General features: G+C 71.5%; 14 protein-coding genes. 5 read left to right on the top strand and 9 right to left on the bottom strand.

All coding sequences use genetic code 11. The features are described 5' to 3' along the window. Positions 1-5: 5 nt before the first annotated feature. The 3 genes from EJG53_RS27250 to EJG53_RS27240 form a co-directional block, all read right to left on the bottom strand. On the bottom strand, positions 6-596 hold the full coding sequence (locus EJG53_RS27250; protein ID WP_125047091.1) for a Uma2 family endonuclease: 591 nt from the start codon (positions 594-596) through the stop codon (positions 6-8). Positions 597-701: 105 nt separating this feature from the next. Next, the gene (hemW, locus tag EJG53_RS27245) at positions 702-1,934 is read right to left on the bottom strand and encodes a radical SAM family heme chaperone HemW (protein ID WP_125047090.1); all 1,233 of its coding nucleotides are present in this window, start codon (positions 1,932-1,934) and stop codon (positions 702-704) included. 119 nt (positions 1,935-2,053) lie between these two features. Further along, positions 2,054-4,078, bottom strand: coding sequence for a SpoIIE family protein phosphatase (locus tag EJG53_RS27240; protein WP_244955681.1), 2,025 nt, complete (start codon positions 4,076-4,078; stop codon positions 2,054-2,056). A 694-nt stretch (positions 4,079-4,772) separates the two neighbouring features. Here EJG53_RS27240 and EJG53_RS27230 point away from each other — a divergent pair. Both EJG53_RS27230 and EJG53_RS27225 read left to right on the top strand, forming a co-directional pair. Beyond that, positions 4,773-8,912: a HAMP domain-containing protein gene (locus tag EJG53_RS27230; protein ID WP_174856463.1), complete on the top strand. Its 4,140-nt coding sequence runs from the start codon at positions 4,773-4,775 to the stop codon at positions 8,910-8,912. Beyond that, positions 8,909-9,505, top strand: coding sequence for a response regulator (locus EJG53_RS27225; RefSeq protein WP_031001921.1), 597 nt, complete (start codon positions 8,909-8,911; stop codon positions 9,503-9,505). The genes EJG53_RS27230 and EJG53_RS27225 overlap by 4 nt, the downstream gene beginning before the upstream one ends. 224 nt (positions 9,506-9,729) lie before the next feature. On the opposite strand, the gene EJG53_RS27220 is transcribed toward EJG53_RS27225, so the two are convergent. The 3 genes from EJG53_RS27220 to lepA form a co-directional block, all read right to left on the bottom strand. Then, on the bottom strand, positions 9,730-11,619 hold the full coding sequence (locus tag EJG53_RS27220; protein ID WP_125047089.1) for an AMP-dependent synthetase/ligase: 1,890 nt from the start codon (positions 11,617-11,619) through the stop codon (positions 9,730-9,732). A gap of 600 nt (positions 11,620-12,219) precedes the next feature. Continuing rightward, a complete protein-coding gene (locus tag EJG53_RS27215) occupies positions 12,220-12,507 on the bottom strand; it encodes a hypothetical protein (RefSeq protein WP_125047088.1) in 288 nt (95 codons plus the stop codon). A 294-nt stretch (positions 12,508-12,801) separates the two neighbouring features. Continuing rightward, positions 12,802-14,670 carry a translation elongation factor 4 gene (gene lepA, locus EJG53_RS27210; protein ID WP_125047087.1) on the bottom strand — a complete coding sequence of 623 codons (1,869 nt, stop codon included), beginning with the start codon at positions 14,668-14,670 and terminating at the stop codon, positions 12,802-12,804. A gap of 191 nt (positions 14,671-14,861) precedes the next feature. On the opposite strand from lepA, the gene rpsT reads away from it, so the two are divergent. After that, a complete protein-coding gene (gene rpsT / locus EJG53_RS27205; protein ID WP_030023016.1) occupies positions 14,862-15,128 on the top strand; it encodes a 30S ribosomal protein S20 in 267 nt (88 codons plus the stop codon). A gap of 533 nt (positions 15,129-15,661) precedes the next feature. Next, positions 15,662-16,396 carry a hypothetical protein gene (locus EJG53_RS27200; protein WP_125047086.1) on the top strand — a complete coding sequence of 245 codons (735 nt, stop codon included), beginning with the start codon at positions 15,662-15,664 and terminating at the stop codon, positions 16,394-16,396. A 34-nt stretch (positions 16,397-16,430) separates the two neighbouring features. On the opposite strand, the gene holA is transcribed toward EJG53_RS27200, so the two are convergent. Then, complete coding sequence (gene holA / locus EJG53_RS27195; RefSeq protein WP_031001916.1) at positions 16,431-17,414, bottom strand: DNA polymerase III subunit delta; 984 nt, start codon at positions 17,412-17,414, stop codon at positions 16,431-16,433. Between the two features lie 84 nt (positions 17,415-17,498). On the opposite strand from holA, the gene EJG53_RS27190 reads away from it, so the two are divergent. Further along, positions 17,499-17,744, top strand: a complete 246-nt coding sequence (locus tag EJG53_RS27190) for a hypothetical protein (RefSeq protein ID WP_030023012.1) — start codon at positions 17,499-17,501, stop codon at positions 17,742-17,744. Between the two features lie 106 nt (positions 17,745-17,850). Here the strand turns inward: EJG53_RS27190 and EJG53_RS27185 are convergent, their stop codons facing one another. Then, a complete protein-coding gene (locus EJG53_RS27185) occupies positions 17,851-18,645 on the bottom strand; it encodes an arylamine N-acetyltransferase family protein (RefSeq protein ID WP_125047085.1) in 795 nt (264 codons plus the stop codon). A 236-nt stretch (positions 18,646-18,881) separates the two neighbouring features. Further along, positions 18,882-19,367: an RrF2 family transcriptional regulator gene (locus EJG53_RS27180; RefSeq protein WP_125047084.1), complete on the bottom strand. Its 486-nt coding sequence runs from the start codon at positions 19,365-19,367 to the stop codon at positions 18,882-18,884. Between the last annotated feature and the right edge of the window lie 61 nt (positions 19,368-19,428).

Here is a 19,428-nt window from a genome sequence, read left to right as displayed (position 1 = left end):
CTCTGTTACGGGCGGGAGTGGGGCCTGGCGTCGGGGAGGGTCTGGAACTCACTGGTGTCCAGCTCGATGCCGAGGAGGTCGATCGGCACGGGGTCGCCGAACTTGGTGATGCGCCGCACGGCGTAGTCGGCGTCCTTACCGGTGCCGGTGGGCTCGGTGAACAGGACGCACTGGGCCATGACGGGATCGATGATCAGGTAGGCGGGGACCTTGCCCGCCGCGTAGACGCAGCGCTTGATGTCGTAGTCACGTTCGACGCTGGTCCTGGAGACGACCTCGACGAGCAAGGTGACGACTTCGGAGGGGAGCAGCCGCCCCGCTTCCGGCCCGGCGTCACGGTGAAGCACGACGAGGTCCGGCTGTGGCTCACTGGTCTCGCTCAGCAGATCGATGTCCTGAGTTTGCAGACAGTCCCACTTCTGGTCCGGGATCTGCCGCAACACCCTCAGCACGATCCGGTTGTGCACCAGATCAGGGCCCGCCATCATCACGATTTCCCCCCGCAGGAGTTCCGCCTTGTATCCCTCGGGGACCTCAAGGTCCTCGAAGAACGCGACGAGGGGGTGAGTGATCGGTCGGTCATCCACAGCCGTCATCTCCGTGGTCCTCCGCTTCACGCCGTCGTCATGAGTACGACAGCCGGCCAGGGAGCAGCGTAGGCCGATCCGCGCGGAAAGCACATGATTCACCCTGGCGAGCGATCAGTCCACCAGATCCCGCACCACCGCGTCCGCCAGCAGCCGCCCCCGCAGGGTCAGGACGGCGCGGCCCTCCTCGTACGGGCCAGGTTGCAGGAGGCCGTCGGACAGGGCTCGGGCGGCGGCCTTCGCTCCCGCCGGGGCGAGGAGGTCGAGGGGGCAGCCGGCCGCGAGGCGGAGTTCGAGGAGGATGCGTTCGACGCGGCGGTCCTCGTCGGAGAGGAGTTCGCGGCCCGCGCCCGGGGACCGGCCCTCGCCGAGTGCCTGTGCGTACGCGCCGGGGTGCTTCACGTTCCACCAGCGCACGCCGCCCACGTGGCTGTGCGCGCCGGGGCCGGCGCCCCACCAGTCCGCGCCCGTCCAGTACAGCTCGTTGTGGCGGCAGCGGCCCGCCTCCGTCGTGGCCCAGTTGGAGACCTCGTACCACTGGAAGCCGGCCGCGGAGAGGGCCTCCTCCGTGATCAGGTAGCGGTCCGCGTGCACGTCGTCGTCGGTCATCGGCACCTCGCCGCGCCGGATGCGGCGGGCGAGCTGGGTGCCCTCCTCGACGATCAGCGCGTACGCGGAGACGTGGTCGGGCGCCGCGCCGAGCGCCGCGTCCAGCGTGGCCCGCCAGTCGTCGTCGGACTCGCCGGGCGTCCCGTAGATCAGGTCCAGGTTGACGTGGTCGAAGCCCGCCGCGCGTGCCTCGGCGACGCAGGCTTCGGGGCGGCCCGGGGTGTGCGTACGGTCCAGGATCTTCAGGACGTGCTGCCGGGCGCTCTGCATGCCGAAGGAGACCCGGTTGAAGCCGGCCTCCCGCAGTTCGGCGAGGTAGCGCGGGTCGACGGACTCCGGGTTGGCCTCGGTGGTGACCTCCGCGCCGTCCGCCAGCCCGAACTCGTCACGGATCCCGGCGAGCATCCGCCCCAGGTCGGCGGCCGGGAGCAGGGTCGGTGTGCCGCCGCCGACGAAGACCGTCTCGACCGGCCGGGGATCGTCGCCGAGCACCTTGCGGGCGAGCCGGATCTCCTCGGCGACGGTCTCCGCGTAGTTCTCCCGCGAGGCGAGCGCGCCGCCCGAGCCGCGCAGCTCGGTGGCCGTGTACGTGTTGAAGTCGCAGTAGCCGCAGCGCGTCGCGCAGTACGGCACGTGCAGGTAGAACCCGAGCGGCCGGGCGGCCGCCCCCGTCAGGGCGTGACCGGGCAGCGACCCGTCTTCGGGCATGGGCTCACCGTCGGGGAGTGCGGAAGGCATGTGGTCCATTGTCCGGCATCGGGAGGGGAACGGTTGCGGGCGGCGGGGGTGGGGCCGTACGGGAGCGCGGTGGGCGGCCGGGGCAGGTGCCGTCCGGCCGTCTCCGCCCGGTCCGGCCGCTACCGCTGCCCGGTCGCCTGGAGCACCAGCAGCGCCAGGTCGTCGTCCGGCGGCGTGTCCGCGAACGCGTGCACCGCCCGCCGGATGTGTTCGGCGACCGCGGTGGCCCCCAGGCCGGTGCAGGCGGCGAAGTGGTGGGCCAGGCCGTCATCGTCGTCGAACTGGCGGTGGCCCGAGCGCCGCTCCGTCACCCCGTCCGTGACGCACAGCAGCGTCTCGCCGGGCGCCAGCTCGAAGGACTCGGACTCGTACGACGTGTCCTCCACCACTCCGACCAGCATCTGCGGCGCGGCGGCGATCCGTACCGCGCCGTCCGTGCCGAGGACCAGCGGCAGCGGGTGACCGGCGCTGGCCAGGGTGCACCGGGCGCCCGCCGTGCCGTCGGCGTGCGGCTCGATCTCGCCGTACAGGAGGGAGAGGAAGCGGGTCTGCTCGCCCTCGGCGCGCAGTTCGACGGAGGGCTCCAGCCCGGTGCCCGCGGCGGCGACCGCCGCCGTGACGGCGGCCACCGAGTCCGCGGCCTCGCGCGCCATGGTCTTGTTGAGCCGGTCCAGCACCTCGCCCACGCCGAATCCGTCGCGGGCCAGCAGCCGCAGCACGGGGCGGGCGAGGCCGGTGACCGCCGCGGCTTCCGGGCCGTTGCCGCACACGTCGCCGAGGGCGAAGCACCAGCGGCCGTTCCCGGCGTCGAACAGATCCCAGAAGTCACCGCCAGCCCAGGCGCCCTCACGCGGCTCGTACACCACGTAGGACTCCAGACCGGGGACGGCAGGCCGGCCCCTGGGGAGGAGACGGCGCTGGAGCACCTGGCTGATCCGTTCCTGGTTCCGGTACGCGCGGGCCGTGGCCAGGGCCCGCGCGACCCGGCGGGTCAGGTCCTCTATGAGGCCCACGACCTCGTCGGGGAAGCGCATCAGCCCGGCCCGCCCGATCAGCAGCGTGCCGTGGTCGCGGCCGCCCGCCACCAGCCGGCAGGCCAGCGCGGCGCCCCCGGGCCCGTACCCGCTCGGCTCCTGCGGCCAGGGCCACGGCACCGCGGCCCCGGCGCCCTCCCGCTGCGGGCCGGGGACCGGCATCACCGGCGGCTCCTTCTCCAGAGCCATGCGCAGGGCGTCGATCCGGCTCTCGCTGGAATGCCAGACGCGGGCGAGCCGCGGTGCCTCGCCCGTGCCCTCCCGGCCGCCGCTGTGCAGCCAGACCGCGCACCAGTCGGCGAGGCGCGGTACGACCAACTGGGCGGCGAGCAGCGCCACCTGCTCCTCGTCGAGCTGCCCGGACAGCAGGTCGGACGCCTCCGCGAGGAAGGACAGGGCACCGTGGTTGATCCAGTCCGCTTCGGACCGCCGCGCCGGGGAGCGGCGGACGGGTGCGGGGGCGAGCAGTTCGGCGGCGCGCAGGCCGCGCTGCAGCTCCAGATCGTGGTGCGAGAACCGAGCCGGCGGCCCGTAGGCGTGGTGCCGCGGACCGGCCAGGAGCCGGAACCACACGGTCTTCAGGTCGCGCCGGTAGGTGATGCCCCAGGACTCGGCGACGGCGCCGACCAGTTGCAGGCCGTGGCCCCGGCTCTCGTTCGCGGAGGCCGACTGGCGCGCCCGTACGGCGCGGGCGGGGTGGTGGTCGGAGACTTCGATGACGACTGCGGTGTGGGGGAGGTTCGGGGCTGGGTCTGGGGCTGGGTCCGTGTTCGGGTCCGGAGCTGTGTCAGGGGCCGGGTTCGGGGCTGTGTCCGTGGCTGCGTCAGCGGCGCCCGTATCCCCGTCGGCGCCCGCGTCCGGGTCCGTACCCGCTTCCGCCCCTGCCTCCGTCCCCGCGTCCAGATCCGTCTCCAGGCGGCACAGCAGTTCCACGGTGGTGCCCGCGTGCACCACGACGTTCGTGACCAGCTCGCTGACCAGCAGGACCGCCTCGTCGGCGAGGCGGTCACCGATGGCGTCCGCGCCGGGCAGCGACCGGGTCACCCAGTCGGCCAGGACGGCCCGTACGAATTGACGCGCTGCCGCGGCCGCACGCGGATTGCCGGGCAGACTCGACCGGCGGACGCTGTCCCGTCCGTCGGTGGCGGACCCGGCGTCGGGGCCGGGGCCGGAAGCCGGTCTGGAGGGCGGGGCGGCGGGAGTCTCCGCGGGGACGGTTTCGGCAGGTACGGCTTCGGCGGAGGCGGCTTCCACCGGTACGCCTTCGGCAGGCGCAGCTTCCACCCGTACGCCTTCGGCAGGCGCGGCAGGTGTCCCCGTCACCTCCGGAGCCCCTGGAGTCTCCGGCGTCCCACACATCTCGCCGCCCCCCTCCGTCTCACCGTCCCCCTCCCCCGCACCCGGCCCCATGGCCGAATCCGTCACCTCGGCCTCCTTCGCCCCGGTGGCCGGATCCGTCGCCTCCGTCACCCCCTCCCCCACGGCCGCGTCCGTCGCGCCGGCCGCCTCCATGGCTGGGTCCGAGTCCGCCTCCGTGCGGGAATCCACCGGCCTGCCTCCTTCGGGACGTGCGTCGGTGAACTCCTCGCGAGGCCCGCCGGGAGCCGCCCTGCCGGGGCCGCCGCGGGCGGGGCGGAACGCCGCCCGGGCCACCGCGGCGCCCCGGGCCGGGGCGCCCCTGTCTGACGAAGTTGTCGTCCTCATTGAGCAACTCCCGAGCAGTTCCGCAATAGCGCCGAATACGCCACTCCAGAGTGACAGACTGAGCGCACCCATAAGCACCGAGTTACTGAAGTGGGGAGACATGGCGGTCGATTCGGCAGTGCCCCGAGTGTCCCTCGATCCCGGTGGTGACGTCGTGCGCACCGCCGATCTCAGACCGCTGCTGACCGCGCTGACGTCGATGGCGGCCGGCGACTTCCGTACGCGGCTGCCGGTGGCCCAGGAGGGGCTGCTGGCCGAGCTGTCCGCGGTCTTCAACCAGATAGCTTCCCGCAACCAGCACCTGTCCGACGAGCTGTTACGCCTGCGGTCGGAGGTCGTGCGCCAGGGCCGGCTGGACGAACGGATGTCGGCCAGCCCGGGTCCCGGCACCTGGGCCACCTCCGTACAGGCCGCCAACGCCATCATCGACGCCCTGGTCATCCCGACCACCCAGGCCACCCAGGTGCTGGACGCGGTGGCGGGCGGCGACCTGACCCTGCGGGTGGACCTGCACGACGGCAACCGCCCGCTGCGCGGCGACCGCCGGCGGCTGGGCCGGGCGGTGAACCGCATGGTCGACCAGTTGTCGCTGTTCACCGGCGAGGTGACCCGGGTGGCCCGCGAGTCCGGTACGGAAGGGCGGCTCGGCGGGCGGGCGAAGGTGGCGGGGCTGTCCGGGAGCTGGCGTGACGTGACCGAGGCGGTCAACACGATGGCGGCCAGGCTGACCGCCCAGGTACGGGACATCGCGCTGGTGACGACGGCGGTGGCGCGCGGCGACCTGACCCGGCAGGTGACGGTCGAGGCGGCGGGCGAGCTGCTGGAGCTGAAGCTGACCGTCAACACGATGGTCGACCAGCTCTCCGCCTTCGCCGACGAGGTCACCCGCGTCGCCCGCGAGGTCGGCACCGAGGGGCAGCTCGGCGGCCGGGCCCAGGTGCGGGGCGTGTCGGGTGTCTGGAAGGACCTCACCGACAACGTCAACTTCATGGCGTCCAACCTGACCAGCCAGGTACGCAACATCGCCCAGGTGACCACGGCGGTGGCCAACGGCGATCTCAGCCAGAAGATCACCGTGGACGCGCGCGGCGAGATCCTCCAGCTCAAGCTGACCGTCAACACGATGGTCGACCAGCTCTCCGCCTTCGCCGACGAGGTCACCCGCGTCGCCCGCGAGGTCGGCACGGAAGGGCGGCTCGGCGGCCGGGCGCACGTACGCGGTGTGTCGGGCGTCTGGAAGGACCTCACCGACAACGTCAACTTCATGGCCGACAACCTCACCTCCCAGGTGCGCAACATCGCCCTGGTGGCGACGGCGGTCGCGGAGGGCGACCTGGGCCGGAAGATCACGGTCGAGGCGAAGGGCGAGATCCTGGAGGTGAAGTCGACGATCAACACGATGGTCGACCAGCTCTCCGCCTTCGCCGACGAGGTCACCCGCGTCGCCCGCGAGGTCGGCACCGAAGGCAATCTCGGTGGTCAGGCGCAGGTGCGCGGCGCCTCGGGCGTCTGGAAGGACCTGACGGACAACGTCAACTTCATGGCGTCCAACCTCACCTCCCAGGTGCGCAACATCGCGCAGGTGACCACGGCGGTGGCCGACGGCGACCTGTCGAAGAAGATCACGGTCGACGCGCGCGGCGAGATCCTGGAGCTGAAGGACACCGTCAACTCGATGGTGGAGCAGCTACGGGCGTTCGCCGACGAGGTCACGCGAGTGGCGCGGGAGGTCGGCACGGAAGGCAACCTGGGCGGCCGGGCGCAGGTCCGGGGCGCGTCCGGGGTGTGGAAGGACCTGACGGACAACGTCAACTTCATGGCGTCCAACCTGACCACGCAGGTGCGCAACATCGCGCTGGTGGCCACCGCGGTCGCCCAGGGCGACCTGTCGAAGAAGATCGACGTGGACGCGCGCGGCGAGATCCTGGAGCTGAAGACCACGCTCAACACGATGGTCGACACCCTGTCGTCGTTCGCGTCCGAAGTCACCCGGGTCGCCCGCGAGGTGGGCAGCGAGGGGCAGCTCGGCGGCCAGGCCCGGGTCGAAGGTGTGTACGGCACCTGGAAACGGCTGACGACGAACGTCAACGAGCTGGCGTCGAACCTCACCACCCAGGTACGGGCCATCGCCGAGGTGGCCTCGGCGGTGGCGGCCGGTGACATGACCCGTAACGTGACCGTGGAGACCCAGGGCGAGGTCGCGGAGCTGCGCGACAACATCAACCTGATGGTCTCCAACCTCCGGGAGACCACCCGCGCCAAGGACTGGCTGGAGTCGAACCTCGCGCGGCTGGCGGGGCTGATGCAGGGCCACCGGGACCTGATGGAGGTCGCCGACCTGATCCTGCGGGAGCTGACGCCGCTGGTGAACGCCCAGTACGGCGCGTTCTTCCTGGCCGACACCGACCGCGACGACCTCCAGATGGCCTTCATCGCCGGGTACGGGTCGTCCCTGGACACCACGATCGACACGCCGGGCTCCATGGATCACGGCCTGGTGCGCCAGGCGGCCCTGGAGAAGAAGCGCATCCTGGTGGAGGACGCCCCGCCGGACTACATCAAGATCAATTCGGGGCTGGGCGAGGCCAACCCGGCGACCGTCGTCATCATCCCGGTGCTGTTCGAGGACCAGACGCTGGGCGTCATCGAGCTGGCGTCCTTCTCCCGCTTCTCCGACGTGCACCTGGCCTTCTTCGACCAGTTCGTGAACACCATCGGCGTGGCCATCAACACCATCGTCGCCAACTCCCGGACCGAGTCGCTGCTCGGCGAGTCGCAGCGGCTGGCCCGCCAGCTCCAGGAACGGACCGACGAGCTCCAGCGGCGGCAGGCGGAGCTCCAGCGGTCGAACGAGGAACTGGAGGAGAAGGCGGCGCTGCTGGCCAGCTCGTCCCAGTACAAGTCCGAGTTCCTGGCGAACATGTCGCACGAGCTGCGCAACCCGCTGAACTCGCTGCTCATCCTCGCCCGGCTGCTCGCCGACAACCCGGACGGGCACCTGAACGAGCAGGAGGTGCAGTTCGCGATCACGATCCACCGGTCCGGGTCCGACCTGCTCCAGCTCATCAACGACATCCTCGACCTGTCGAAGATCGAGGCGGGCCGGATGGACGTACGGCCCAAGCGGCTGCCGCTGATCAAACTGCTCAACTACGTCCACGACACGTTCCGGCCGATGACCCTCGACCGGGGGCTGGCCTTCGAGGTGTCGGTGAGCGAGAACGTGCCCAAGGAGCTGTTCTCCGACGAACAGCGCCTCCAGCAGGTGCTGCGCAACCTGCTGTCCAACGCGGTGAAGTTCACCGCCGCCGGCAAGATCGACCTGCGGGTGGACCGCTCCGGGGACGGCACCGTCGCCTTCACCGTCACGGACACCGGCATCGGTATCGCGCCGGAGAAGCTGCCGGTCATCTTCGAGGCGTTCCAGCAGGCGGACGGCACCACCAACCGCAAGTACGGCGGTACGGGCCTGGGCCTGTCGATCAGCCGGGAGATCGCGGGGCTGCTCGGCGGCCGGATCACCGCGAGCAGCCGCCCCGGCGTCGGCAGCGTCTTCACCCTGCACGTCCCCGTGGACTGCCCCGGCTACGCCGAGCCGCTGGACAGCCTGGACGGCCTGGACGGCGGTGAACAGCGCGCGGACGGTGCGCTGCACCTGGCGAAGACGCCGCGGCACCACCCGCGCTCGGGGCCGCCCGCCCCGCGCGACGAGGCGCCGTGGCCGACCACCACCCGGCTGGAGGACTGGGTGACCGGGCCCTCGGGCCCGCTGCTGTCCGGCTGCCAGGTCCTGGTCGTCGACGACGACATCCGCAATGTCTTCGCGCTCACGAATGTGCTGAGCCGGGTCGGTATGCGGGTCCTCTACGCCGAACACGGCCGGGAGGGCATCGAGATGCTGGAGAAGAATCCCGGTGTCAACCTGGTCCTGATGGACATCATGATGCCGGAGATGGACGGCTACGAAACCATTCGCGCGATCCGGCGTACACCGCGTTTCGCGGAGCTGCCCGTCATCGTGCTCACCGCGAAAGCGATGCCCGGTGACCGTGAGAAATCCCTGGAGAGCGGAGCCAACGAATACGTCCCGAAACCCGTCGACGTGGACCGCCTGCTGGCGGTGGCCGTCGATCTTCTGTCCCGGCACGGCTCCGGCACCCCGGCCCCGGGCGGTGAATCAGGCAAGCACGACCCCGACGCGACCTCTCCGAGGTCCCAAGGCACCGAAGGCCCATCATGACCCATGCACCCGACACCGGCGCCGGCGCCGGAACCGACGACCGGGCGGGCATCCTTCTCGTCGACGACATGGAGGACAACCTCGCCGCGCTCGAAGCGGTCCTGGGCTCGCTCGGCGAGCCGCTGGTCCGGGCCCGGTCCGGCGAGGAAGCCATGAAGGCACTGCTGCGGCAGGAATTCGCGGTCGTCCTGCTGGACATTCTCATGCCCGGCATGGACGGATTCGAGACCGCCTCCAACATCAAACGTCTCGACCAGACCAAGGACATCCCGATCATCTTTCTGACCGGGACGGACAGCGACTCCGGATTCGCCTTCCGCGGCTATTCGACGGGCGCCGCCGACTACCTCACCAAACCCTTCGATCCATGGGTGCTCCGCGCCAAGGTGAACGTCTTTCTCGACCTGCACCGCAAGAACCGGCAGTTGCGACGACTCATAAAGCAGGACCACGCCCGGATGGGCGAGTTGGCGGACCGTATCTCCGAGATCGAGCGCCGGCTTTCCGGCAGTTCCGACCCCGGTGAACGGGAGCTGAGCGAGAGCGTGGCGCGGATGGGCGAATCGGTGCGGGCGCTGCGGCGGGGGCAGTAGCGGCCGGGAGACGGGCGGGCGGTTCGGGGCTCAGGTTCTTGGAGCTCTCGCGGCTCTCACGGCAGGGTTCGGGGCTCGGGGTCCGGTGTTCGTACGGGCTCCGGGCGGTACGGGCACCGGTGTGCGCCGGTGTTCGTACCGCCCGGAGTCTGCGCGGCCGCCGCCCGCCCGGGGGGCCTGCCGCTACGCCGCACCAGGAGCCACGGCCCCCTCGGGCGCGGCCGTCACGCCTCGCGGGCGCCCTCGTACATCTCCTCCAGCAGGTCCTTGAAGGCCCGTTCCACCACCGGCCGCTTGATCTTGAGGCTGGGCGTCACCTCGCCGTGCTCGATGTCCAGATCCCGCGGCAGCAGCCGGAACTTGCGGATCTGCTGCCAGCGCTGGAGCCCCTCGTTGACCCGCTCGACGTAGCCCTCGATCAGCTCGCGGGTCTGCGCCGCGCCCACGACCTCGGCGTACGGCCTGCCCTTGAGGCCGTGCTCGGCGGCCCAGCCCATGATCGTGGGCTCGTCGAGGGCGATCAGCGCGGTGCAGAAGTTCCGGTTGGCGCCGTGCACCAGCACGTTGGAGACGAACGGGCAGACCGCCTTGAACTGCCCCTCGACCTCGGCCGGCGCGATGTACTTGCCGCCGGAGGTCTTGATCAGGTCCTTCTTGCGGTCGGTGATCCGCAGATAGCCGTCCGGGGACAGCTCGCCGATGTCGCCGGTGTGGAACCAGCCGTCCGACTCCAGCACCTCGGCCGTCTTCTCCGGCAGCCCGTGGTAGCCCTCCATGATGCCGGGCCCGCGCAGCAGCACCTCGCCGTCCTCGGCGATCCGCACCTCCGTGCCGGGCAGCGGCTTGCCGACCGTGCCGGTGCGGTACGCCTCGCCGGGGTTCACGAAGCTGGCCGCGCTGGACTCGGTGAGCCCGTACCCCTCCAGGATGTGGATGCCGGCACCGGCGAAGAAGTAGCCGATCTCGGGGGCGAGGGCCGCGGAGCCGGAGACCGCGGCGCGCAGCCGGCCGCCGAAGGCTTCGCGCAGCTTGGCGTAGACGAGCGCGTCGGCGATCTTGTGCTTGGCGCCGAGGGCGAAGGGGACGGAGGCGTTGCCGGTGCGGCGGAAGTTCTCCTGCGAGGTCTTGGCGTACTCCCGTGCCACGCCTGCCGCCCACTGGAAGATCTTGTACTTGGCGGCGCCGCCCTCCCGGGCCTTGGACACCACGCCGTTGTAGACCTTCTCGAAGATCCGCGGCACGGCGGCCATGTAGGTGGGCTGCACCACCGGCAGATTCTCGATGATCTTGTCGACCCGGCCGTCCACCGCGATCACGTGCCCGACGGAGATCTGCCCCGCGGTCAGCACCTTGCCGAAGACGTGCGCCAGCGGCAGCCAGAGGTACTGCACGTCGTCCTCGGTGACCAGGCCGGTGGCCTGGATCGCCCGCGCCATGTACGACCAGCAGTCGTGCGGCAGCCGTACGCCCTTGGGGCGGCCGGTGGTGCCCGAGGTGTAGATCAGGGTCGCGAGCTGGTCCGCGCGCAGCGCCGCGATCTGCTCCCGTACGCAGTCCGGGTTCTTCTCCAGGTGGGCGGCGCCGCGCCGCTCCAGCTCGGCGAGGGAGAGCACCCAGTCCTCCGGGTCGCCCTCGGCGGACCGGGCGTCGGCTTCCTCGATCACCACGACATGGGCCAGTTCCGGCAGGCCGGCGCGCTTCTCGCGGGCCTTGGCGAGCTGCCCCGCGTCCTCGGCGATCAGCACCCGGCTGCCGGAGTCGGCGAGGATGTACGCCGTCTCGTCCGCGTTGGTGCTGGGGTAGACGGTGGTGGTGGCCGCGCCGGAACACAGCACGCCGAGGTCGCTGAGGATCCACTCGACGCGGGTACTGGCGGCGAGCGCCACCCGCTCCTCGGGCCGGACGCCCAGCGAGATCAGGCCGGCGGCCACCGCGTACACCCGCTCGGCGGCCTCGGCCCAGCTCAGCACCTTCCAGTCGTCGGGCCCCCGGCCCGCGGCGGACGGCACCGGATAGCGGTACGCCTCGTGGTCGGGGGTTGCCGCGACACGCTCCAGGAAGAGGGTCGCCACGGAAGGTGGCCGGTTCTCGATCAGCGTCTGGGTGTCCGTCACGGCATCCTCCGGGGCCCGCTACGTTGCTGGTGACTCGCGAGTAACCTTCGAGCAGTGATCAGACTAGAGCGCGTCGCGCCATGGCGTAAGGGGCTGCGGCGGACTGGTTCAGGAGGGGACCAACGCGGTGGGTGTCCGGTACACGTTTCAGCCGGGCCGGATGCTCGGCGGGTCTGCGGCGAGCTGCCGGAGCGCAGGCACGCGGCCCTGACCAGCGCTGATGTCCACCCTCTGCGGTGCGGGCGGTGCGGCCGACCGGTACGCGCGGGGGTGCCCACCGGTACGGGCGGGAGGCGGACCGCTGTGTGAGCGAGGTCATCGGGCCCGCGCGGCACGCCGGTTGTGACGTGGCATACGCCATTCGTGGGGTACGGCGTCAGCCGATCGTGTGACGTGGAGGTGCGCCGTCGCCCGCGCGCCGGCCGGTGATGGGGAGTGGCCGGCGGAGGCCGGGAGCCAGTCCGTCAAGGGCGGGGCGTCCCGGGGAGGCCGCACCGGGCGGCGGGCGCGAACTGCGGGCACGGGCTTCGGGCGCGCGGACTGCGGGCGCGCGGGCTTACGGGCGCGCGGACTGCGGGCGCGCGGGCGACGGGCGGCCGGTCAGTGGCGGAGCGAAGCGGCCTGGATGCCGATGCCCTCGGCGCCGGGCGCGTTCGCCGAGGCCGAGTCGCCGACCATGTGGCCGATCTTCTCGTCGCCCCGCAGCGTGCCGTTGACCTTCTTCAGACCGTCACCGACCTGGGTGACGGCCCGCTGCGCACCGCCGACCGTCCCGCTGACGCCGCTCTTGAACTTGTCCGCCCCCGTCTGGTCGGCGAAGGCGGGCGCGGCGACGCCCACGGACAGCGCGGCCCCGGCCAGCAGCGCGGCGGCCTTGATGTACTTCATTCCCGTCCCTTTCCGGCGCGGCCTTTTCGGCGGCACGGCGCTCATGCCGCCCGGACGCCCCTGGGCCGCCCGGAACTCCGCTGCCATCCCCCACAACGGCGTCCGGCGCGTCCCGGAAACCGCCTGGCCGCCGATTTCCCCGCCGACCGCCCGGATGCCGTACGGACCGGACGCCCGTTCCGTGACAGCACTCAGCCCCCGGCCGGGATCGGCCGGGGGCTGGACGGAGGGGGCGCCGGGGCGTCCGGGCGGCGGGCACGCCGGGCCGCGGACCCGGACCACCCGCCTACGCGGCTACTTCTTGCCCTTGGAGTCGCCGTCGGAGTCCGAGGACAGGACGGCGATGAAGGCTTCCTGCGGGACCTCCACGCTGCCGACCATCTTCATCCGCTTCTTGCCTTCCTTCTGCTTCTCCAGCAGCTTCCGCTTACGGGAGATGTCACCGCCGTAGCACTTGGCGAGCACGTCCTTACGGATCGCGCGGACCGTCTCACGGGCGATGACCCGGCTGCCGATGGCGGCCTGGATCGGCACCTCGAAGCTCTGCCGCGGGATCAGCTCGCGCAGCTTGGCGACCAGCCGTACGCCGTACGCGTACGCCTTGTCCTTGTGGCAGATCGCGGAGAACGCGTCGACCTTGTCGCCGTGCAGCAGGATGTCGACCTTGACCAGGTCGGCGGCCTGCTCGCCGGTGGGCTCGTAGTCCAGCGAGGCGTAGCCGCGGGTCTTGGACTTGAGCTGGTCGAAGAAGTCGAAGACGACCTCGGCGAGCGGGAGGGTGTAGCGGATCTCGACCCGGTCCTCGGAGAGGTAGTCCATGCCGAGGAGGTTGCCACGGCGGTTCTGGCACAGCTCCATGATCGCGCCGATGAACTCGCTGGGCGCCAGGATGGTGGCCCGTACGACCGGCTCGTGGACCTTGTCGATCTTGCCGGTCGGGAACTCGCTGGGGTTGGTGACCTCGTGCTCGGCGCCGTCCTCCATGTCCACGCGGTAGACCACGTTGGGGGCGGTGGCGATCAGGTCGAGGCCGAACTCGCGCTCCAGGCGCTCGCGGATGACCTCCAGGTGCAGCAGGCCCAGGAAGCCGACGCGGAAGCCGAAGCCGAGGGCCGCGGAGGTCTCCGGCTCGTAGACCAGCGCGGCGTCGTTGAGCTGGAGCTTGTCCAGCGCGTCGCGCAGCTCCGGGTAGTCGGAGCCGTCGAGCGGGTACAGACCGGAGAAGACCATCGGCTTCGGGTCCTTGTAGCCGCCCAGCGGCACGTCGGCACCCTTGCTGAGCTGGGTGATCGTGTCGCCGACCTTGGACTGACGGACATCCTTCACGCCAGTGATCAGGTAACCGACCTCGCCCACGGACAGGCCGTCGGCGGCCGTCATCTCGGGCGAGTTCGTGCCGATCTCCAGCAGCTCGTGGGCGGCGCCGGTGGACATCATCCTGATGCGCTCGCGCTTGCTGAGCGTGCCGTCGACGACCTTCACGTACGTCACGACACCGCGGTACGCGTCGTAGACCGAGTCGAAGATCATCGCGCGGGCGGGCGCGTCCTTGACGCCGACCGGGGCCGGCACGTCACGGACGACCTTGTCGAGCAGCTCGGCGACGCCCTCACCGGTCTTCGCGGAGACCTTCAGCACGTCCTCGGGCTCGCAGCCGACGAGGTTGGCCAGCTCCTTGGCGAACTTCTCGGGCTGCGCGGCCGGCAGGTCGATCTTGTTCAGCACCGGGATGATCTGGAGGTCGTGCTCCATCGCCAGGTACAGGTTGGCGAGGGTCTGCGCCTCGATGCCCTGGGCGGCGTCCACGAGGAGGATGCAGCCCTCGCACGCGGCGAGGGAGCGCGAGACCTCGTACGTGAAGTCCACGTGGCCCGGGGTGTCGATCATGTTGAGGATGTGGGTCGCGCCACTGTCCTCGTCGGTGCGGGCCCAGGGCAGCCGGACCGCCTGGGACTTGATCGTGATGCCGCGCTCGCGCTCGATGTCCATGCGGTCGAGATACTGCGCGCGCATCTGCCGCTGCTCGACGACGCCGGTTAGCTGGAGCATCCGGTCGGCAAGCGTGGACTTGCCGTGGTCGATGTGCGCGATGATGCAAAAGTTACGGATGAGAGCCGGGTCGGTACGGCTCGGCTCCGGCACGTTCGTAGGGGTCGCGGGCACGCAGGGTCCATTCAGAAAACGCGGGTAGGCGGGACTCGGTTGTTTTTCGTCCCCCCATGGTCCCATGCGCGGCGGTCCTGGTCCGGTTTGGGAGGCCGCGGAAGCTGCTGGTAGCCTGGTCCACTGCGCTTTGTGCCCTCTCTCGTACGAGGCGCGACTCGAAATTCCAACGAACCTGAAAAGGCTCTTTCGTGGCGAACATCAAGTCCCAGATGAAGCGGATCAAGACCAACGAGAAGGCTCGTCAGCGCAACAAGGCTGTCAAGTCCTCGCTGCGCACCGCGATCCGTCGCACCCGTGAGGCCGTGGAGGCCGGTGACCTGCAGAAGGCCGCCACCGCCCAGGCCGAGGCCGCCAAGAAGCTGGACAAGGCCGTCAGCAAGGGTGTCATCCACAAGAACGCCGCCGCCAACAAGAAGTCGGCGCTGGCCAAGAAGGTCGCGGCCCTCAAGGCCTGACCTGTTCTCGACGCTTCACCACTGCCGGTAAGGGCCCAGCGGCCCCTCTCTCCGCTCCTTCCGGTGCACCACCGCGCCGCACACGGCCTGCGTTCGCCACGCGGGTGCGGCGCACACACAGCTTGAGACGAAGGACCTCGCGGTCACCCTTCCCCAGGGTGGTGCGGGGTCCTTTGTCGTGGGGTGGGGGTTCGGTCCTGAGACGGGTTCGGGGTGGGGCGGGGGGCTCGGTCCTGCTGCGGGTTCGAGGTAGGTGGCCGCTTGGTACCGGGGCAGCGGCAGGGTGGGCGGTGGGTGGGTGCTGGGCGGGCGCGGGCCGCGTGTGGCCCAGGTCACGATTACGGCCATGCGGCCGGTTCCGTTCCGCTACGCTGCCGCGCATGTCGATTCCGGGGGACCAGCAGCTTCCCTACGCGCAGCCACAGCCGACCGCTTCCTCCCAGCCGCCGCTCCTGCCGCCCCAACCGGGGGCCGGACCGGGGGCGGGAGCGGGCCCGGCGCCAGGGGTAGGACCGGGGCCGTACGGGCCCGGGATGCCGCAGCACAATCCGTACGCTCAAGGGCCCGAGCCCGGCGCGGGCGGTACCAACGGAGGTGCCCAGCACTGGCTGTGGGCGCTCGGCGGCGCGGTCGCCGCGTCGGCGATGGGCGGTGCGATCCTCTTCGCCGCCGGTGCCTTCGGGGACGCGCGGCCCGACCCCGACCTGGCGGGGTACTCGTACACGTCCGACCTGTGCAACCGCACCGCGTTCACCCCGTTCGAGAGCGCGAACTACAAGATCAAACCGGCCGGGAGCTCCTCGTCGTCGGGCTCCTCCGGCAGCAGCGCGCAGAATCCGCAGTACAGCGGCGTCCAGCAGGGCGCGGTGGACTCGATGTGGTGCAACGCCGAGCTGAAGCCGTCCGGCGCGGACAGCAACGACTACTCCTCGACCTGGGTCTACAGCAGCGCCACCCTGCACAAGAAGACCGACCCGTCGGCCGAGTTCGCGGACAGCTACCGCGCGTACGGGAGCCAGCGCAGCTCGGTCTCGTACCAGGTCACCCCGGTGCCGGGCATCGGTGACGAGGCGTATCTCGTCAGCCGGTCCGACGACAGCAGCGGCTCGTACGTGATCCTGGGGGTCCGCGACGGCTGGGCGACCTATCAGCTCACCTGGTCGAGCTACACCTCCCGCAGCAGCTCGGTGAAGCCGCCGACGACCGAGCAGGTCACGGGGCTGCTCAAGGCGAGCGCGACGGAGACGCTCCGGAAACTGCGGAGCTGAGGCCGGCCCCCTGCCCTTTCCGCTCCCCCGGCGGTCAGCGGGAGCGGGCCGCGCGGGCGATGGTGACGACGGCCTTCTCCAGTGCGTACTCGGGGTCGTCACCGCCGCCCTTGACGCCGGCGTCGGCCTCGGCCACCGCCCGCAGCGCCGTCGCCACGCCGTCCGCCGACCAGCCGCGCATCTGCTGCCGCACCCTGTCGATCTTCCAGGGGGGCATGCCCAGCTCGCGGGCGAGGTCGCCGGGGCGGGCGCCGCGCGGGGCGGAGGCCAGCTTGCCGATGGCGCGGACGCCCTGGGCGAGCGCGCTGGTGATCATGACGGGTGCGACGCCCGTCGACATGGCCCAGCGCAGCGCCTCCAGCGCCTCGGCGGCCCGGCCCTCCACCGCACGGTCCGCGACGGTGAAACTGGACGCCTCTGCCCGGCCGCGGTAGTAGCGGGCCACGATGGCGTCGTCGATGGTGCCCTCGATGTCGGCGACCAGTTGCGAACAGGCCGAGGCCAGCTCGCGCAGATCACTGCCGATCGCGTCCACCAGCGCCTGGCACGCCTCCGGGGTGGCGGACCGGCCCGCCGTACGGAACTCGCCGCGCACGAAGGCGAGGCGGTCGGCGGGCTTGGTCATCTTGGCGCAGGCGACCTCCCGCGCGCCGGCCTTGCGGGCGGCGTCCAGCAGGCCCTTGCCCTTGGCGCCGCCGGCGTGCAGCAGCACGAGGGTGATCTCCTCGGCCGGGGAGCCGAGGTACTTCTTGACGTCCTTGACCGAGTCGGCGGACAGGTCCTGGGAATTGCGGACCACCACGACCTTGCGCTCGGCGAACAGCGAGGGGCTGGTCAGCTCGGCGAGCGTGCCCGGCTGGAGCTGGTCGGGCGCGAGGTCGCGCACATCGGTGTCCGCGTCGGCGGCGCGGGCCGCCGCCACCACCTGCTGCACGGCGCGGTCCAGGAGCAGGTCCTCCTGGCCCACGGCGAGCGTGAGCGGGGTGAGCGGGTCGTCGTTTGCTGCTTTCCTGGCCATCGCGCTCCAGCATCCCACGCCCCACCGACAGCGGTGTCCGGCGCCCGGCCCGCGCCGCCGGACGACGACCGGGACAATGACCGGGTGAGCGATGTACGACATGTTCTGGTGCTGCCCGACCGCGACTCCGCCGAGGAGGTCGCCGAAGCGCTGGCCGAGCGCTTCGGCGTCACGGAGGAACCCCAGCTCGTCCGCGACGCCCTGGCGGGCGAGGACGACGCCGAGGACGCCCAGTGGCTGGTGGTCGTCGAAGACCCCACGGGGGTCCACGACCCGGCGAAGCTGGACGCCCTGGCGGACGAGTACGAGGGCTGGCTGGAGGCCGAGTGACGCACCGACCGCCTGGCGGGCAGGCGCACGTCAGCGGCGTTCCGGACAGGAACGGTCAGCGGCCTGCCGATCAGGAACGCGTCAGCCCCCGCCGGGCGGACAGCCGTCAGCCGCGCAGCTCCGGTATGCGGTCCAGCGTGATGCCGAAGTGGGTGCGGTAGGCGGGGAGCACCTCGGCTTCGGACAGTTCGCGCTCGTCCCGGCCGCCGTCGGCGTCGGTGATCACGAGCGTACGGCCGGAGAGGGTGACACGGCCGGTCTCCGTCAGCCGGGAGCAGACCAGTGACCGGGTGAAGGGCGAGTCCGGCGAGGTGCGGTGGTACCAGCAGCCCGCCACGAAGTCGGCCAGGGCGCGCGGCCGCTGTTCCAGCCGGTACTGGGGCACGCCGTCCCGCAGGACGTCGAGGTCGCCGTCGGCGGTCTCCTCGATGCGGAACAGTCCGGCGGGGTCGGGCTGCTGGTCGCGACTGTCCAGGCGCAGCGGGTACTGGCTGTTCCTGCCGAAGCCGATGTCGGCGAGCCACGGTCCGCCCGCTCCGTCGGCGGTGTGGACGCGCAGCGCGAGGTGGTCGTACGGGATACCGGGGCCTTCCGGGCCGAAGACCCGGGCGGCGAGCAGCTCGACGCGGTAGCCGAGGGCGCGGAGCAGGGCGGCGAAGGCGCCGTTGAGTTCGTAGCAGAAGCCGCCGCGCGAGGCAGCGACGACCTTGTCCACCAGCGGCTTGTACTCCAGCGCCACGTCCTCGGCGAGGTGGACGGAGAGGTTCTCGAAGGGGACGGTCCGCAGGTGCCGCAGGTGCAGGTCGTGCAGCGCCTCGGCGTCGGGCACCGCCGGCCGGTCGGCCCCGATGCGCCGCAGGTAGGCGTCGGTACGTGCCGGGTCGAGCGGCTCGGCCCGCATCCGTTCGGCGTCCGAGGGGCGGCCGGACGGCTTCCCGCCGTCCGATGGGGATGCCGCCGGGGCCGGAGATGCCTGCGGGGCCGGAGATGCCTGCGGGGCCGGGGAGACCTCCGGGGCCGGAGATGCCGCCTGAGCCGAGGGCGGGGACGCCGGCGACTCCTGAGGTGCCGGCTGCGGGGAGGCCGGCGGTCTCGGCGGGGCGGGCTGGGACGCGGACCGGGTCTGCGGGGAGTCCATCAGGTGCTCGTCCTCTCGGTCGCGAACCAGCGGCGGGTGCGCTCCGCGGCCGGTCCGGGGACGCCGGCCAGGAGGTCGGCGACGGTCTGCTTGGCCAGTTCGCGGCGCCAGGCCAGCTCCGCCCTGCGCATCGCGGTGGAGATGCCGCAGGGGCGGCGGAAGTCCCGGTCGGGTGCTCCGGAGCCGGGGCCCTGGCGGCGGATCTCGGTGCACCGGAAGACGTCGTCGGTGCCCTCGATGGCGGCCACCACGTCCATCAGGGAGATCTGCTCGGGCGGCCTGGCCAGCCGGAATCCGCCGCGGGCGCCCGGGGCCGAGGTCAGGACGCCGGCCCGGACCAGGGACTGGAGGCGCTTGTTCAGATACGCCTGGGGCAGATCGAAGGAGGCGGCGAGCCGGGCTGTCGACACGGGACGCGCGTCGCCGAGCGAGGCCAGGGTCACACAGCAGTGCAGGGCCCATTCGACGCCCTCGCTCATCCTCATATTTCTGGAGTTTACAGGTCCTGATTAACGGGGTGGTCTGATGCGGCAGGCCCCCGGCCGT

This window comes from Streptomyces chrestomyceticus JCM 4735, from assembly GCF_003865135.1.
Lineage (GTDB): Bacteria > Actinomycetota > Actinomycetes > Streptomycetales > Streptomycetaceae > Streptomyces > Streptomyces chrestomyceticus.
Note: the sequence above shows the minus strand (reverse complement) of the source record. Positions and strands in the feature narration are given on the sequence as shown.

Coding starts and splice junctions, on each gene's coding strand:
- EJG53_RS27250 (WP_125047091.1), bottom strand. CDS start 596: ATGACGGCTGTGGATGACCGACCGATCACTCACCCCCTCGTCGCGTTC.
- hemW (WP_125047090.1), bottom strand. CDS start 1,934: ATGCCTTCCGCACTCCCCGACGGTGAGCCCATGCCCGAAGACGGGTCG.
- EJG53_RS27230 (WP_174856463.1), top strand. CDS start 4,773: ATGGCGGTCGATTCGGCAGTGCCCCGAGTGTCCCTCGATCCCGGTGGT.
- EJG53_RS27225 (WP_031001921.1), top strand. CDS start 8,909: ATGACCCATGCACCCGACACCGGCGCCGGCGCCGGAACCGACGACCGG.
- EJG53_RS27215 (WP_125047088.1), bottom strand. CDS start 12,507: ATGAAGTACATCAAGGCCGCCGCGCTGCTGGCCGGGGCCGCGCTGTCC.
- EJG53_RS27200 (WP_125047086.1), top strand. CDS start 15,662: ATGCCGCAGCACAATCCGTACGCTCAAGGGCCCGAGCCCGGCGCGGGC.
- holA (WP_031001916.1), bottom strand. CDS start 17,414: ATGGCCAGGAAAGCAGCAAACGACGACCCGCTCACCCCGCTCACGCTC.
- EJG53_RS27185 (WP_125047085.1), bottom strand. CDS start 18,645: ATGCGGGCCGAGCCGCTCGACCCGGCACGTACCGACGCCTACCTGCGG.
- EJG53_RS27180 (WP_125047084.1), bottom strand. CDS start 19,367: ATGAGGATGAGCGAGGGCGTCGAATGGGCCCTGCACTGCTGTGTGACC.